At 32.9% G+C, this 17,503-nt stretch carries 14 protein-coding genes; 13 read left to right on the plus strand and 1 reads right to left on the minus strand.

What is annotated here, in order from left to right; genetic code table 11:
• The first annotated feature begins 25 nt into the window (after window positions 1-25).
• From hslO to guaB, 3 genes are all read left to right on the plus strand, one after another.
• A complete protein-coding gene (gene hslO / locus BQ7358_RS01100) occupies window positions 26-901 on the plus strand; it encodes an Hsp33 family molecular chaperone HslO (protein ID WP_062172807.1) in 876 nt (291 codons plus the stop codon).
• Between the two features lie 218 nt (window positions 902-1,119).
• Entirely contained in the window at window positions 1,120-1,710 is a 591-nt protein-coding gene (locus BQ7358_RS01105; protein ID WP_062172809.1) for a xanthine phosphoribosyltransferase, read from the plus strand.
• 17 nt (window positions 1,711-1,727) lie between these two features.
• A complete protein-coding gene (guaB, locus tag BQ7358_RS01110; protein ID WP_062172811.1) occupies window positions 1,728-3,191 on the plus strand; it encodes an IMP dehydrogenase in 1,464 nt (487 codons plus the stop codon).
• A gap of 93 nt (window positions 3,192-3,284) precedes the next feature.
• Here the strand turns inward: guaB and aldA are convergent, their stop codons facing one another.
• Complete coding sequence (gene aldA / locus BQ7358_RS01115; protein WP_062172813.1) at window positions 3,285-4,736, minus strand: aldehyde dehydrogenase; 1,452 nt, start codon at window positions 4,734-4,736, stop codon at window positions 3,285-3,287.
• Window positions 4,737-4,977: 241 nt separating this feature from the next.
• Here aldA and gnd point away from each other — a divergent pair, with 241 nt between their 5' ends.
• The 10 genes from gnd (at window position 4,978) to BQ7358_RS01165 (ending at window position 17,475) form a co-directional block, all read left to right on the plus strand.
• Window positions 4,978-6,390, plus strand: a complete 1,413-nt coding sequence (gnd, locus tag BQ7358_RS01120) for a decarboxylating NADP(+)-dependent phosphogluconate dehydrogenase (protein ID WP_062172815.1) — start codon at window positions 4,978-4,980, stop codon at window positions 6,388-6,390.
• Complete coding sequence (zwf, locus tag BQ7358_RS01125) at window positions 6,380-7,753, plus strand: glucose-6-phosphate dehydrogenase (protein ID WP_062174660.1); 1,374 nt, start codon at window positions 6,380-6,382, stop codon at window positions 7,751-7,753. Before gnd ends, zwf begins: the two co-directional genes overlap by 11 nt.
• 176 nt (window positions 7,754-7,929) lie before the next feature.
• The gene (locus tag BQ7358_RS01130) at window positions 7,930-8,892 is read left to right on the plus strand and encodes an asparaginase (protein ID WP_072520114.1); all 963 of its coding nucleotides are present in this window, start codon (window positions 7,930-7,932) and stop codon (window positions 8,890-8,892) included.
• A gap of 85 nt (window positions 8,893-8,977) precedes the next feature.
• On the plus strand, window positions 8,978-9,586 hold the full coding sequence (locus BQ7358_RS01135) for a hypothetical protein (RefSeq protein ID WP_062172817.1): 609 nt from the start codon (window positions 8,978-8,980) through the stop codon (window positions 9,584-9,586).
• A 181-nt stretch (window positions 9,587-9,767) separates the two neighbouring features.
• Window positions 9,768-10,808, plus strand: coding sequence for a sugar-binding transcriptional regulator (locus BQ7358_RS01140; protein WP_062172819.1), 1,041 nt, complete (start codon window positions 9,768-9,770; stop codon window positions 10,806-10,808).
• Between the two features lie 22 nt (window positions 10,809-10,830).
• Window positions 10,831-11,838 (plus strand): type I glyceraldehyde-3-phosphate dehydrogenase, encoded by a 1,008-nt coding sequence (gene gap, locus BQ7358_RS01145; RefSeq protein WP_062172821.1) that lies wholly within the window; start codon window positions 10,831-10,833, stop codon window positions 11,836-11,838.
• 246 nt (window positions 11,839-12,084) lie between these two features.
• Window positions 12,085-13,281 (plus strand): phosphoglycerate kinase, encoded by a 1,197-nt coding sequence (locus BQ7358_RS01150; protein WP_072520115.1) that lies wholly within the window; start codon window positions 12,085-12,087, stop codon window positions 13,279-13,281.
• A gap of 32 nt (window positions 13,282-13,313) precedes the next feature.
• Window positions 13,314-14,075, plus strand: a complete 762-nt coding sequence (gene tpiA / locus BQ7358_RS01155) for a triose-phosphate isomerase (protein WP_268762334.1) — start codon at window positions 13,314-13,316, stop codon at window positions 14,073-14,075.
• A 59-nt stretch (window positions 14,076-14,134) separates the two neighbouring features.
• Window positions 14,135-15,451 carry a phosphopyruvate hydratase gene (eno, locus tag BQ7358_RS01160; RefSeq protein ID WP_062172827.1) on the plus strand — a complete coding sequence of 439 codons (1,317 nt, stop codon included), beginning with the start codon at window positions 14,135-14,137 and terminating at the stop codon, window positions 15,449-15,451.
• 1,088 nt (window positions 15,452-16,539) lie between these two features.
• On the plus strand, window positions 16,540-17,475 hold the full coding sequence (locus tag BQ7358_RS01165; RefSeq protein ID WP_072520117.1) for an FAD:protein FMN transferase: 936 nt from the start codon (window positions 16,540-16,542) through the stop codon (window positions 17,473-17,475).
• The last annotated feature ends 28 nt before the right edge of the window (window positions 17,476-17,503 follow it).

The raw sequence follows: 17,503 nt of genomic DNA on the forward strand, positions 1-17,503 counted from the left end.
AAACTGTTTTGCGAAAGGATATATTATGAAAGATTATTTAATACGAGGCTTGGCTTTTAATGATGAAATTCGCTTTTTTGTGACTAAGACAACAGATTTAATAGAAGAAATAAGACGACGTCATGATGCTTATCCTACATCAATAGCTGCAGTAGGACGTACTGCAACGGTAACAACTATGATGGGAGCAATGTTAAAAAGTGGGGATAGGGTTGATATAGCAGTTAGAGGCGATGGCCCTATAGGTACAATTTACGCCACATCTGATGAGTTGGGGGAAACAGCGGCTTATGCTAAAAATATGCAAGTGCATATCCCGAGTAATTCCCAAGGGAAGTTAGATGTTAAGGGTGCAGTAGGGGCAGGGAACATCACAGTAGTACGTGATTATGGGCTTAATGAAAAATATACGACGACCTCGCCGATTGTTTCAGGAGAAATTGCCGAAGATTTTACTTATTATTTTGCTGTAAGTGAACAAGTACCTTCTTGTGTATCGCTTGGTGTTTTAGTAGATACGGATAATTCGGTAATTGCTGCCGGTGGTTTTATTTTCCAAGTATTACCTAATGCTACGGATGAAACAATTACTAAATTAGAACAAGTAATCAATGATATTAAACCTATTTCGTCACTTATTCATGAAGGGAAAACTCCTGAAGAAATAGCAGATATATTGTTTGGAAGTGGTGAAAATTATCGTATTTTACGAAAAAATGATGTAGTTTTTAAATGCACCTGTTCTAAAGAAAAATATGCCGATGCTTTGGTAACTTTAGGGCGTGAAGAATTAGAGACATTGGCAAAACAAAAAGAAACGGAGTTGGTCTGCTCATTTTGTAAACAGAAATATCTGTTTTCTCAAACCGAAATTACTGATTTATTAGAAAATTCGCAGTAAATGTTCGAATAAAAAGAGATAATGAACAACTTTAAGTTAGATACTTGAGTTTTTTGTAAAAATTTGGTATTATTAATAAAAAAATTAATTATTGGTAAAAATTTTAAATAGAAATTATTACGAAGGGATAGGAAAAATACCTAATCCCTCTTTCTAAAATATAAATCAATATTTCGTTGTCGGTAGTAGAAAATAAACACACTATTTAAGGAGGAATAATGGAATTACTAAGAGAAATGGTACTTACTGATGGTAAGGTCTATGATAATAATGTGTTAAAAGTTGACTCGTTTTTAAATCATCAAATAGATGCGGACCTTATGCTTAAAATGGCAGAAACTTTGCAAGATTATTTTAAGGATAAAGAAGTTACGAAAATATTAACGATTGAGGCGAGTGGTATAGCACCGGCTATTATGGTAGCAAATTTATTTAGGGTACCGATGGTATTCGCTAAAAAAAGTAAACCGTCAACACTAAAAAATAATGATATTTATGAGGCGCAGGTACATAGTTATACTAAAAATATTACAAACACGGTAGTAGTTTCAAGTAAATTTATTAACAAAGATGACAAAGTGTTGATTATTGATGATTTCTTGGCAAACGGACAGGCGACGTTGGGACTTATGCAAATTGTTGAGCAAGCAGCTGCAAGTTTAGTAGGTGTCGGTATTTTGATTGAAAAAAGTTTTCAATCCGGTAGACATTTATTGGAAGAGCGTGGTATTGATGTATGTTCGTTGTGTCGTATAGCCTCTTTAGAAAATAATAAAGTGACATTTAATATAGCGGACGATGAACGATAAGAAAGGATATAAAAATAATGTGGGAAGATAAATTTCAAAAAGAAGGTTTAACATTTGATGATGTGTTGTTGTTTCCGGCAAAAAGTGATGTATTACCTAAAAAAGTGGATTTAAAAGTAAATCTAACAGAACGAATTAAATTATCCGTTCCTGTTATTTCAGCTGCAATGGATACGGTAACAGAATATAAAATGGCTATTGCTATGGCACGTGAGGGTGGACTTGGTGTTATTCATAAAAATATGTCTATAAAAGAGCAAGCGGAGCAGGTAAGAAAAGTTAAACGTTCGGAAAGTGGAGTTATTACAGATCCTTTCTTTTTAACACCGGACAGTTTAGTAGATGAAGCGGAAAGTTTAATGCAACAATATCGTATTTCCGGTGTACCTATTGTTAATAATGTAGAAGAAATGAAAGTTGTCGGTATTATCACAAATCGAGATATGCGTTTTTTAACTGATTTTGATGTGAAAATTAGTGAGGTTATGACAAAAGAACATTTAATTACAGCACCGGCGAATACAACATTGGAGGAAGCTAGCGTTATATTACGCAGTCATAAAATTGAGAAATTAATTTTGACTGATGCTGACGGTAGATTAACAGGATTAATCACGATTAAAGATATTGAAAAACTTGCAAAATATCCAAATTCCGCAAAAGATGACAAAGGACGTTTATTGGTAGCGGCATCTGTAGGTGTTACTAATGATACAATAGCACGAGTAGAGGCATTGGTAGATGCCGGAGTGGACGCAATTGTTGTTGATACCGCTCATGGTCATTCTAAAGGTGTATTAGATGCGGTAAAAACGTTGCGTACAAATTATCCGGAATTAGATATTATAGCGGGTAATGTTGCAACCGGAGAAGCAGCACGAGATTTATATAAAGCCGGTGCAGATGTTGTTAAGGTTGGTATTGGACCAGGTTCTATTTGTACTACACGTGTAGTTGCGGGGGTTGGAGTTCCTCAAATTACGGCAATTTATGATTGTGCAACGGTAGCACGTGAATTAGGAAAAACGATAATCGCCGATGGGGGAATAAAATATTCAGGAGATGTTGTTAAGGCTATTGCAGCAGGTGGGCATGCTGTAATGCTCGGTTCAATGTTGGCAGGTTGTGAAGAATCACCGGGTGAATTGGAAATTTTCCAAGGTCGTTCATTCAAAACATATCGTGGAATGGGTTCTATTTCGGCAATGGAAAAAGGTTCTAAAGATCGTTATTTCCAAGAAGATGGTAAAAAACTTGTACCGGAAGGCATTGAAGGGCGTACACCTTACAAAGGAGCGGTATCGGAAACGATTTATCAAATAATTGGTGGATTGCGTGCCGGCATGGGATATACCGGTTCAAGAAATTTGCGTACATTACGTGAAGAGGCACAATTTGTCCGAATGACAGGAGCGGGGCTTGTAGAATCACATCCGCATGACATTCAAATAACAAAAGAAAGTCCGAATTATTCGAAATAAAAACTTAAATTTAAAATTATTATTAATTATTAAAAAGAAGAAGTTGATAACCTTTTTTTATCAACTTTTTCTAATTTTTAGTAATTATTTATATTATTCATCACCAAGCTGCATATAAACTACTTGTGTAGTTAAATATTCTTCTAAGCCGTGTTTACCATCAGCACCTCCAATACCTGATTTACGACGCCCTGCGTGGAAACCTTGCATTGCTTCGAAGTTTTCTCGATTGATATAAGTTTCACCGAATTTCAGTCCATTAACAGCTTTAAATGCTGTATTTAAGTTTTTTGTATAAACTGAAGATGTTAAACCGTATTCTGAATCATTGGCATAATTAATGACTTCTTCTAATGTTTTAAATGTGGCAATTGGAATAACAGGACCAAATGTTTCTTCTTTCATAATGCTCATATCATTGGTTACATCTGTTAAGACGGTAGACCCGTAGAAATATCCTACTTGTTCTTTATCTACATCACCGCCATATGCTAATGTTGCTCCTTGTTTAACGGCATATGCTACTCTTTCAATGACTTTTTTTAATGCTCTTTTTTCAATTAACGGACCATAATCCAAACCACGTTCTTTGTTCGGGTCACCGAATTTAACTTTGTCTAATTCTGCAAATAATATTTGTTCAAATTGTTCTTTTACATTTTCATGGACATAAACACGTTCAGCACAGTTACAAACTTGCCCTGAGTTGATAACACGCGATGCAACTATCGCTTTTGCCGCAAGTTCTAAATCGGCATCTTCAAATACAATAGCAGGAGCCTTTCCGCCAAGTTCTAAAGATACGTTGGTAATATTATCGGCAGCAGCTTTCATTACCTCTTGTCCGGCTGCCAAGCTACCGGTAAGACTAACTAATCCCACTTTAGGATGAGAAGCTAATCTGTTCCCAACTACAGAACCACGTCCATAAATAATATTTAATACCCCTTCAGGTAATCCGACTTCTGTACAAATTTCCGCAAAAATATTGGCATTAATCGGGGTTAATTGACTAGGTTTTAAAACAATGGTATTACCGGTAAGTAAAGCCGGTGCAGCTTTTCTCGCTATTAAGAAAAATGGGAAGTTCCATGGTAAAATACCTGTTGTTACACCATAAGGACGTTTGAATAAGAATATATGTTCATCTTTTCTATCACTTTGAATTATTTCTCCCTCATATCTTCTAGCCCACTCTGCCATATAATCCATGTAATCAGCCGTGAATAACACTTCAACCTTAGCCAGTTCAAAAGTTTTTCCACCCTCATTAACGATAGTTTGTGTAATTTCCGGTTCTCTTTGTCTAATACGATCTGCTATTTTTTTCAGATATGCTCCACGTTCTATAGCGGGTAGTTTTTCCCAAGATTTTTGAGCAACATCGGCAACTGTAATAGCATGATCAACATCTTTACAATTGCCGGCTGGAATTTTCGCAATAACTTCCTCAGTAGCGGGATTTACCACTTTGATAAATTCTCGTTTGATATTTTCTTCAAATTTTCCCCCAATAAACATCTTTAAAACTTTAACTTCACTCATAAATAAATTCTCCTTATATATAAAATTAGGTAAGTAAACGTTACCATCCCTGCATAAATTATACAATATATAGTAATTAAAACTCAAATATTTTGTCTTCAAAGCAAATTTTTGACTAATGAAGTAATCCTTTGTATATTTTTCCAATAAGAAAACGTTTAATAAATATTTTTTAAGAAAAAGTCTTAGCAAAGATAAAAATTAGTGGTATAATGGATAAAAAAACTAGGAGGCTCACTTAATGAAGCAAAATATCGGAGTGATCGGTTTATCGGTTATGGGGAGTAACTTAGCTTTAAATATAGCTGATAACGGATTTGAAGTAGCAGTGTTTAACAGAACAACCAGTGTTGTTGATAAGATGTTAAAAGAACATCCTCATAAAAATATAGTTGGAAGACACTCATTACAAGAGTTGGTAAATGGATTGGAAAAACCAAGAAAAGTAGTATTGATGGTTAAAGCCGGTGCAGCTGTAGATAGCTTAATTGAACAGTTAACACCTCTTTTAGACAAGGGGGATATTATTATTGACGGAGGTAATTCATTTTTTAAAGATACTCAAAGAAGATATGAACTACTGTTAAATAAAGGAATTAATTACTTTGGTGTAGGTGTTTCAGGAGGTGAAGAAGGTGCGAGATTCGGCCCTGCATTAATGCCGGGAGGAGATGAAGTTGCTTATAAAGAAATTCGTCCGATTTTAGAAGCTATTGCTGCCAAAGTAAACGGAGTTGCTTGTTGTAGTTATACGTCAACCGGTGGTGCGGGACACTATGTAAAAATGGTTCATAACGGTATTGAATATGGAGATATGCAGTTAATTTCCGAGGCGTACAAAGTATTAAAACATCTTGGAGGTTTTAATAATAAAGAATTGCAAGAAATTTTTGAAGAATGGAATAAAGGGGAATTAGAGTCTTATCTAATAGAAATTACCGCAAACATTTTTAAAGTTAAAGAAGAAAACGGAGATTATCTAGTTGATAAAATTCTGGATAAAGCCAGTCAAAAAGGTACAGGTAAGTGGACAAATGAGCAGGCAATCGATTTAGGTATTGATGTTTCCGTAATTACAAGTGCATTAAATGGTCGTTATATGTCTAACCTTAAAGAAGAACGTATTAAAGCAGAAAAAGAATTTTCACGTAAGGTTTATAATGTTGTAACAGATAAAAAACATTTAGTGGAAATCGTAAAAGATGCACTGTTTATTTCCAAAATTATTTCTTATGCACAAGGGTTTAAATTGTTTCAAGCTGCTGAAAAAGAATACGGGTGGGAGTTTAATTATGCCGATATAGCCAAAATATTCCGTGGTGGGTGTATTATTCAAGCAAAAATATTACAAAACATTATTGAAGCATATCAAAATAATTCTCAACTGGAAAATCTTATTTTCGATCCGTTCTTTAAAAATATTATAGAAACAAGGCAAGATAATTTGCGAGAAGTGGCAGTATTGGCTATTCAAAATAGATTGCCTCTAAGTGCAATGACTTCTGCTATTTCTTACTTAGATATTTATACAACAGCAGATAGTGGAGCTAATTTAATCCAAGCACAACGAGATTATTTCGGAGCTCATACTTTTGAAAGAACGGATAAAGAAGGAAATTACCATTATGATTGGGTGGGAAATAATGAAAAATAATAATGCAATTACATTATTCGGCGGAACAGGTGATTTAACTTATAGAAAATTACTACCGGCTTTATATAATTTAGATGTATTAGGAAAATTAGACGATAATTTTAAAATAATTGTTATTGGTCGTAGGGCGTACACTCCGGATGATTATATCAAAATAGCACGAGAGTGGATAAAAGAACATGCAAGAACGAAATTCGATGAAGAGCAGTTTAGTTCGTATGCACGTCGTATTATTTATTTTAAGATGGATATGACAAATGAAGAAGAATATCGTATATTACAAACATTTTATACATTAATGGAAATAGATCAGCATATTTATTACTATGCGGTAGCTCCGACGTTTTTTATTACTATAACAAACGGTCTTAAAAAATATTGTGCAAATAATAATGCAAAGGTTATTATTGAAAAACCGTTTGGAGAAGATCTGGAGAAAGCATCAATATTGAATGACAGTTTGGCAGATTTCTTTGGACAACATGAGATTTATCATATTGATCATTATTTAGGAAAAGAGATGATTCAGAACATATTATCTCTTCGCTTTAAAAATGTTATTTTTAAAGGAATTTGGAACAAAGATTTTATCGAAAATATCCAAATAACAGCAGCGGAAACCGTCGGGGTAGGAACACGTGCCGGGTATTACGATAAAAACGGTGCTTTAAAAGACATGGTACAAAATCATCTACTTCAGGTATTATCAATTGTTGCTATGGAGGAGCCGATAGAAGATAACAGCACCGAGATACACAATAGCCAATATAATTTATTGTCCGCAATAAAACCGGTAGAAGATACCAATGCCAATTTAGTTATGGCGCAGTATAACGGTTACTTAAATGAAAAAAATATTCAACCTAATTCAAAAACAGAAACATATGCAGCGCTAAAATTGTTTATAGATAACGAACGTTGGGAAGATGTTCCGTTTTTTATACGTACAGGTAAAAAAATGGGTGATAGAGAAACTCAAGTTGTAGTCCAATTTAAAGCAATAGGAGATACACCCGGAAATGTATTAATTATTAAAATACAACCGGACGAGGGAGTGTACTTCCAATTTAATGCTAAAAAACCGGGAACGGAACAGGAGTTGCAACAGATTTCTTTAGATTTTTGTCAAAGCTGTATATTGGAAAACAGAATAAATACTCCTGAAGCGTATGAACGTTTATTAGATGCTTGCTTAAAAGGTGACAGAGCATTGTTTTCGCAATGGGATCAAATTGTTGTATCATGGCAGTTTGTTAATAATTTATTAGATAAATATCATAAACAAGGGGCACCTCTTTATAGTTATGACCAAGGTTCAATGGGACCGGAAGAGGCGAATAAGCTTGTTGAATGGATTAAGTAATAACTAACCGGAAAAATATAAAACTTTAAGGAAAAATGATACTTAGAGTTTTATATTTTTTTTATGCGTGTTATAATAGAGGGCATGAGTAGAATTTAGGAGAAGTATTAATAATATTATTTTATTAGAATATATATAATTATAATTGATATTTATTATAGAAGGAGAAAGGTATAATGAAGAAAATTTTAATAATAAGTACCGGCGGTACTATTTCAATGAGTGAAGATCATACTACAGGCAAAGTATCGCCAACAAAAATTAATCCTATAGGAATGAGTGAAAACATTTTTTCATATATGGGAGATATAACCGTAGAGGAGCTGTATAATTTAGCATCACCGCAAATAACAGAACAGGAAATGCTAGGTATTCAAAGAAGAATACTAAAGGCTGTTGAGGAAGAGTATGATGGAGTAGTTATAACTCATGGAACGGATACTTTAGAAGAAACAGCTTATTATTTAGAGTTAACGTTGGATGTAAATATTCCCGTAGTTGTAACGGGAGCGATGCGTTCAAGTAATGAATTAGGATCTGACGGGCTGGTAAATCTAAGAAGCGCATTGGTAGTAGCAATAAGTGATGAAAGTTGTGATAAAGGTGTGCTTGTGGTAATGAACGATGAAGCACATACAGCAACATATGTTACCAAAACTCATACAACAAATGTTGCTACTTTTCAAACGCCGACATTTGGCCCGGTAGGGTTGGTATTAAAAAATAAAGTTATCTATTTTCAAAAATTAATAGAAAAAGAGCATTATAATATTACTACAAACAATAAAAAAGTATTTTTATTAAAGGCATACGCCGGTATGGGAGCAGAGTTGATAGATTCAGTTTGTAGTTTGAAAATAGATGGTTTAGTAATAGAGGCATTAGGAGCAGGGAACTTACCGCCTAAAACAGTTCCGGCAATAAAAAGATGTATTGAAAAAAATATTCCCGTTGTTTTTGTATCAAGAGCTTTTAACGGTGTAACTCAAGATGTTTATGATTATGAGGGCGGAGGGAAAAGATTTTGTCAAGATGGAGTTATTTTTACAACCGGTTTAAGTGGTCAAAAAGCAAGAATAAAGTTGTTGGTTTTATTGGAAGCGGGAATAAAACCGGAAAAATTAAGAGAAAAGTTTTAATATCAAATTTATAATACTCAATATTGAATATTTTTCCTAAATATGATAGTATGATAAAGGATTTTAGTAAGAAAGGGGTATAATTTTGAAATTCAAATATCATAGGGCGTACAGAGGATTTTATCTATTAGATAATAATAAATTTAAACGACCGTTTATGAAATTAGACGAAGATAAAACGATCAAACTTTTAAATGATGCCGGTATAGAGATAATTTTTAATAAGAAAGAACTCATCACAATAGAAGATAGATATGTTATATTCTATAATAAGGAGAAAGCTGAGGGAAAACATAATATTAAAAAATCTTTAAAAATAGATTTTAAGAAATTGGAACTTGATTATCAAATACCAAAAGTATTAATAGAAAATATTTATAAAATGTTAAATACGCCTGCAACAGCGAGTAAAGAGTTGGAATCTACCTTATCAATAATTAGTAATATTATGATTTCGGATAGATTATTCGCTACAAAGGTAAAAAATATATTCTTTTATAACGAGAAAGAATTAGATTTAATACTGAATAGATATAATCTTAAAAAGATAAGTATAGATGATTTGAAAAAAGAAATTGAATTAAATTATCCAAAACAATATATTTCGCCATTGCCGCTAGATTATAAAGAACATGAAATGATTTTTGTTTTCTACTTTATTATTCAAGTAGAATTGTTAACGGTTTTAAAATAATGGATAAATTTTTTGATAGAATTATAGTTAAAACTCTTGATTTTTTAAGAGTGCTCTGTTATAATACTATTCAGAAAGTTTATTTTTTTACCACAACTTGGACGTATTTCGACCTATAAGGACGTATTCCGACCAACGATAATATTAAAGATGAATTTTCAAACAAGAAGGGCATGATAATATGGATATTTTACATTTGTTACATATGCAAAATAAACTTGTACCCGAGATGGTGAAAAAATTTAATGATCGCTATGAGTTACTTCTTACTATTAAAATAAATCAACCGGTAGGAAGAAAAACATTATTAAATTTTGTGACCATAACTGAACGACAGTTACGTACTGAATGTGAGGTATTATCGAAACTGGGTTTAATTACTAAGAAAACTACCGGAATGAGTCTTACGGAAAAAGGCGAGGAATTTTTAGTAGAAATAAAATCTTTTATTACCAATGATACATTCGTTAAAGAACGAGGTATTATAAAAAAACATTTTTCAATAAAAGATGTTTACATAGTGGCAGGAGATTTTGTAAATAGTGAAGCGACTAGGGTAGAGATGACGGACTTACTTCTTGATAAGGTTAATTCAAAAATAACCAAAGAGTGTGTAATCGGAGTAAGTGGAGGAAGTACAATGTACTATGTTGCAGATAGGGCAGATAAAACATTCGGATATGGAAAAAATGTTACTATAACACCTATTCGCGGCGGATTATCAGAAGTTAATACGGAGTATCAATCAAATGATATAGCGGCAAAAATGGCTAATAACTCCGGAAATAACTATCAATTACTACACGCACCGGATAATATAGGACAAAAAGCATTAGGAGAACTTGTTAAAGAACCTGTTGTGAAAAATGCTTTGGACGTTATAGAAAAAACATCAATTATAATACATAGTATAGGGAATGCTTTTGAGATGGCTTATAGAAGAAGAACTTCATCAGATATTCTCGAAGTGTTAAAAAAGAAAAATGCTATTTGTGAATCATTTGGAAGTTATTTCGATGAAGACGGTCACGAAATATTTAAAACCTCTACTATAGGGATGAGTTTTAAAGATGTTGATAGCATTGGAGATGTTTTTACAATAGTTGGTGGAGAAAATAAAGCGCAGGCGGTATTTAGTTACTTAAATACAAAACCGATCAATGCAACACTTATTATTGATGAAGCAATATGTAGAAAAATAATTACTAAAATTAATAAATAAAATTTTTAGGAGGAACTAAAAAATGACAGTGAAAGTAGCAATTAACGGATTTGGACGTATTGGGCGTCTTGCATTAAGAAGAATTCAAAACGTAGAAGGAATTGAAGTAGTAGCAATTAATGATTTAACTCCGGTTAATCAATTGGTACATTTGTTAAAATACGATACAACTCAAGGGCGTTTCCAAGGGGAAGTTTTTGAAAAAGACGGTAGTTTAATAATAAACGGTAAAGAAGTAAAAGGTTTTGCTAATCCAAATCCGGCAGAATTGCCATGGGGAGAGTTAGGAATAGATGTAGTGTTAGAATGTACAGGTTTCTTTACTTCTAAAGTAAAAGCGGAAGCACATATTCAAGCAGGTGCTAAAAAAGTTGTTATCTCTGCACCGGGAGGTAGTGATATTAAAACTATCGTGTTTAATGTAAACCATGAAACATTAGATGGAACAGAAACTGTTATCTCAGGGGCATCATGTACAACCAACTGTTTAGCACCTATGGCAAAAGCACTACACGATAACTTTACAATAGTAGAAGGGTTAATGACTACAATTCACGGATATACAGGTGACCAAAATACACTTGATGCACCGCATCGTGGTGGGGATTTACGTCGTGCTCGTGCAGCAGGGGTGAATATCGTTCCTAACACAACAGGTGCTGCAAAAGCAATCGGTTTAGTTATCCCTGAATTAAACGGTAAACTTGACGGAGCAGCACAACGTGTACCGGTACCGACAGGTTCACTAACTGAATTAGTAGCAGTAGTTGAAAAAACTGTAACTGCTGAAGAAGTTAACGCTGCTATGCATGCTGCTTCTACTGAATCATTCGGATACAATGTAGATCCAATCGTTTCTTCTGATATCGTAGGAATAGAATTCGGTTCATTATTTGATGCAACTCAAACAAAAGTATTAACAGTAGGTGATAAACAATTAGTAAAAGTTGTTTCTTGGTACGATAATGAAATGTCTTACACTTCTCAATTAGTAAGAACATTAAAATACTTTGCAGGATTGATAAAATAATTTATAATAGATAATAAGAAGAATAGATAAGGAGCTGACTTAAAAGTAGGAAATGATGAATAATTAAGATAAACATACAAAATTCATCAAATAGTATTTTCAACTATGGTGGTAAAGTATCTTGAAAAAATTAATTTATAATTAGTTTTTTCTTGTAGTATACTACATACAGTTAAGAGTATTAAAATCTTGCTTATAAGTTGGCTTTTTGTCTTATATTCTAATATATTTAAAAAGGAGTTTTCCATGAAGAAATCTATCAAAGACTTAGGTAACTTACAAGGAAAGACTGTCTTAATGCGTGTTGACTTTAACGTACCATTAAAAGACGGTAAGATTACTAATGATAATCGTATTACTGCGGCATTGCCGACTATTGAGTATGCCCTTAATCAAGGTGCAAAAGTAGTAGCATTTTCTCATTTAGGTCGTGTGAAAGAAGAGGCGGATAAAGCATCTAAATCACTTGCACCGGTAGCTAAAAGGTTATCAGAATTATTAGGTAAAGATGTTAAATTTGTACCTGAAACACGTGGTAGTAAATTAGAAATTGCTATAAAAGAACTGAAAGATGGAGAAATCTTAATGTTCGAGAATACACGTTTTGAAGATATTGATGGCAAGAAAGAATCTAAAAATGATGCAGAACTTGCGAAATATTGGGCATCACTAGGTGATGTTTATGTCAATGACGCATTCGGTACTGCACACCGTGCTCATGCTTCTAATGTCGGTATTGCTACAAATATTGGAGAAGGTAATTCAGCTTCAGGATTTCTGGTAGATAAAGAAATTAAATTTATCGGTGGTGCCGTTGATAATCCTGAACGTCCATTAGTAGCTATTCTGGGTGGCGCTAAAGTATCGGATAAAATCGCGGTTATTGAAAATTTATTGGAAAAAGCTGATAAAGTAATAATTGGCGGTGGTATGGCATATACATTTATGAAAGCACAAGGAAAAGAAATCGGTAATTCATTATGTGAAAATGATAAAATAGATTATGCTCGTAAACTGATGGAAAAAGCCGGAGATAAATTGATATTACCGGTAGATACAGTTGTTGCAAAAGAATTTTCAAATGATGCACCAAGCCGTATAGCAACAGATGATATTGAAGCAGACGAAGAAGGCTTAGATATTGGACCGAAAACAATAGAATTATTTAAAAATACATTGCAAGGTGGTAAAACGGTTATTTGGAATGGACCTATGGGAGTGTTCGAAATGCCTAACTTTGCCAAAGGTACAATTGGCGTTTGTGAAGCTATTGCGCACTTAGAGGGTGCTACTACTATTATCGGTGGTGGAGATAGTGCTACGGCAGCTATTTCTTTAGGATATGCAGAAAAATTTTCTCACATTTCAACCGGTGGCGGTGCTTCATTAGAATATCTTGAAGGAAAAGTATTACCGGGTATAGATTCATTATCAAATAAATAATTTTTAAAACTCAAGGAGAGAGTACAATTATGATAAGATTACCATTTATAGCAGGAAACTGGAAAATGAATTTAACAGTGAAAGAGGCACGTGAGTTTGCACAAGCGGTAGCAGGTAAAGTGCCTGCCGCAGCAAGTGTGGAGTCGGCTATTTGTGCACCGGCAACTCACTTAGAGGCATTAGTAGAATTAACTAAAAACAGTGAATTAAATATTGGTGCTGAAAACTGCCACTTTGAGCAAAGCGGAGCATATACAGGGGAAATTTCTCCATATGTACTGAATGATTTAGGTGTAAAATATGTTATACTAGGGCATTCAGAGCGTCGTGAATATTTCGGTGAAACTGATGAATTAATTAATAAAAAAACAAAAGCTGCATTTGCCAATGGGTTGATACCAATCGTTTGTTGCGGTGAAACACTTGAACAATATGAAACAGGAAAAGCCGTTGATGTAATTACAGGTCAGTTACGAAAAGATTTAGCGGATTTAACAAAAGAACAGGCTGAAAAACTTGTAGTGGCTTATGAACCAATCTGGGCTATCGGAACCGGTAAATCAGCAACTAAAGAAGATGCACAAAAAATGTGTAAATCTGTTCGTGATGTGGTTGCGGGATTATATGGAAAAGAAGTAGCTGACAAAGTGAGAGTTCAATATGGCGGCTCTGTAAAACCGGAAAATGTAAAAGAATACTTAGCATGTCCGGATGTTGATGGAGCTTTAGTAGGTGGGGCTTCACTTAAAGCAGATTCATTTTTAGCTTTATTAGAAGGCGGAAAATTAGCTTAATTTTAAGGAATTTTACTATTATAATAAATATAAATTTTAAATTATGAAGGAGAAAATTAATGTTAGCAAAAACATTTGATATTATCGCAGAAGTATATGCAAGAGAAGTTTTAGATTCACGTGGGAACCCAACTGTTGAAGTAGAAGTAACTACCGAATCAGGAGCATTTGGGCGTGCTTTAGTACCGTCAGGAGCATCAACTGGACAATATGAAGCGGTTGAATTGCGAGATGGAGATAAAGCTCGTTACCTAGGAAAAGGTGTAACTAAGGCTGTAACCAATGTTAATGAAGAAATTGCTCCATTATTGGAAGGTAAATTCGACGTATTTGACCAAGTAGGTATTGACTATGCTATGATTGAGTTGGACGGTACTGAAAATAAAGGTCGTCTGGGTGCAAATGCTATTTTAGGTGTATCTTTAGCGGTGGCACACGCTGCGGCTGATGCGTTAGGTGTAGCTTTATACAGATATTTGGGTGGAACCAACTCAAAAGAATTACCGGTTCCAATGATGAACATAGTAAACGGAGGTTCTCATTCAGATGCACCGATCGCTTTCCAAGAATTTATGATTTTACCTGTTGGAGCTCCGACATTTAAAGAAGCATTGCGTTGGGGTGCAGAGGTATTCCATAATTTAGCAAAATTATTACATGCTCGTGGTCTATCAACTGCAGTAGGTGATGAAGGAGGATTTGCTCCATCATTTGAGGGAACAGAAGATGCTGTTGAAACTATTCTGTCAGCCATTAAAGCAGCCGGATTGGAGCCGGGGAAAGATGTATTCTTGGGATTTGACTGTGCATCATCAGAATTCTATGAAAATGGAGTATATGACTATACTAAATTCGAAGGAGAAGGTGGAGCAAAACGTACTTCAGCTGAACAAGTAGATTATTTAGAAGAGTTGGTAAACAAATATCCAATTATCACTATTGAAGACGGTATGGATGAAAATGACTGGGAAGGTTGGAGATTACTTACAGAACGTATAGGAAATCGCGTACAATTAGTTGGGGATGATTTATTTGTAACCAACACTAAAAAATTATCACAAGGTATCGAACAAGGTGTTGGTAACTCAATCTTAATTAAAGTTAACCAAATCGGCACTTTAACAGAAACATTAAATGCTATTGAAATGGCGAAACGTGCCAGATATACTGCTGTTATTTCTCACCGTTCCGGAGAAACTGAAGATTCAACCATCTCAGATATAGCAGTTGCTACAAATGCCGGACAAATCAAAACAGGTTCACTTAGCCGTACAGACCGTATCGCTAAATACAATCAATTATTGCGTATTGAAGATGAATTAGATGTAACAGCTGAATATCCGGGAATTAAAGCGTTTTATAATATTAAACGTTAATAAGATAATAAGTTTAACAAGGGTTAACTAAAGTAAAAAAATTTTTAAAAGAATTTACTTATTAGTAAGACCGCAGTGATTCATTGATTTAAGAATTTGCTATAAAGAGCTTTTTTCCAGATCTAATGAAGTATACGAGGGGCGACTCAATAAAATTGATTTTTAACGAAATCATGATTTTTGAGTCGCTCCTATTTTTTATTCTCTTAGTAAAATTATTTTCAAAAGTTTATATATAAAACAGTTGTTTGAACCTATGATTATTTACCGAATATAAAGTAATTAATTTTTGATCTATTATGTTCGTATATGTTAGAGTTTATTTTAGAAAAATTTGCATTTTATAAATACAAAAACTTCCAAAAATACATTGGTTATAATGGAAAAAAATTATTAAAAAAATTTGAAAATAATAATAAGAATTACTTAATTGATAGCTGTTATTAATAACGATATAAACATTTTGATTTTAAATTAAATATATAAATTGAAATTTATTTTTAGAAAAAATTTGGTTTACAAAAGTAAAGATAAATTACATTGGAGAGGATATAGTTTTTTTATACTTGTTTTTTATAGTACAGAATAAAAATATCATTAAATAAAAATAAACATTTAAAAACAGCTGTTTTAAGACTATATTTTTAAGAAATAATTTTTTATTAATAAATTCTTATTTTATACTGTTTTCAGAGGGTGATTTTATAAATCAACTTTCTTTTATTCCTGATAAATAAAAAATATTTAAAAACTGAAAAATAAAATAGAAAATAAAAAAACTTAATACAGTTTTTATTTTTAAAATATTATAAAATTAATGTTATAATATTTATTTTAATTAATAAAAATTAATAATATTAATAACTGATATAATAAGTTTTTCTTGAAAAATTATTTTAATCTAATGTTAAAATATTGTATTGCATTATTTTTTAAATTGCTATATAATTGTACTACAATAGAAAAAAGGAAAGTTTTTTATTAACAAAATAATTATTTATTGTAAAATATATATTATATACTATAAAACTTAAGTTAATTAAGTTTTAAAAATAGTTTTTTATAATTTGGACTTTGAGGTGAATGTAATGGAATTAAAAACAAGGTCAATAAAACTAATGGGAGCAGCGATTGATATTACAATCTATGATCAAGAAGAGGTTGAATTAATACTTGATGAAACTATAGAATTATTAAAAGTATATGAACATAGATTTAGTGCTAATGATGACAGTTCAGAACTTATGATTGTAAACCACAATGCCGGTATAAAACCTGTTAAAGTAAAGCCGGAATTATACGAATTAATAAAGATAGGAAAAAAACACAGTTTGGCAAATGACAGTTTACTGAATATTGCACTTGGTCCCATCGTTCAAAGCTGGAGAATTGGTTTTAAAGATGTAAAAGTTCCAACAGATGAAGAAATATCAAAATTATTATTGTTGACGGATCCGAACCAAATTATATTAAACGATGAAGAACAAACAGTTTATTTAACAAGAAAAGGAATGGCTATAAATTTGGGAGCTTTAGCTAAAGGGTATATAGCCGACTTACTGGTGAAATATTTAAAACAAAGAGGAGTAAATTCAGGGCTTATTAATTTAGGCGGAAATGTTTTAACGTTTGGAAATGCTCTTCATAATCCGGATTATTATTGGCGGATAGGTATTCAAGACCCCGTTCTTAGTAGAGGTAATCATATTTTTACAATAAAAATAAAAAATCAGTCTGTAGTAACTTCCGGAATTTATGAAAGAAATTACACAGAAAATGGAAATACTTATCATCATATTCTTAACCCTAAAACCGGTTATCCGGTTGAAACTAACGTTGCCGGATTAACAATTATTTCTAATTTGTCTGTTGATGGTGAAATTTGGACAACACGGCTATTTGGGAAAAGTGTTGAGAAAATAATGGATAAGTTACATTCGTTACCTGATATAGAGGGGGTTGTGGTTACTACCACCGGTGAGGTATATTATTCTGACGGTTTGGAAAGCAGTATAGTTAGATAAAGATATTGTAATAATATAAGATGCTTTT

Origin of the sequence: Gemella massiliensis (assembly GCF_900120125.1) — a bacterium.
Classification (GTDB): domain Bacteria; phylum Bacillota; class Bacilli; order Staphylococcales; family Gemellaceae; genus Gemella; species Gemella massiliensis.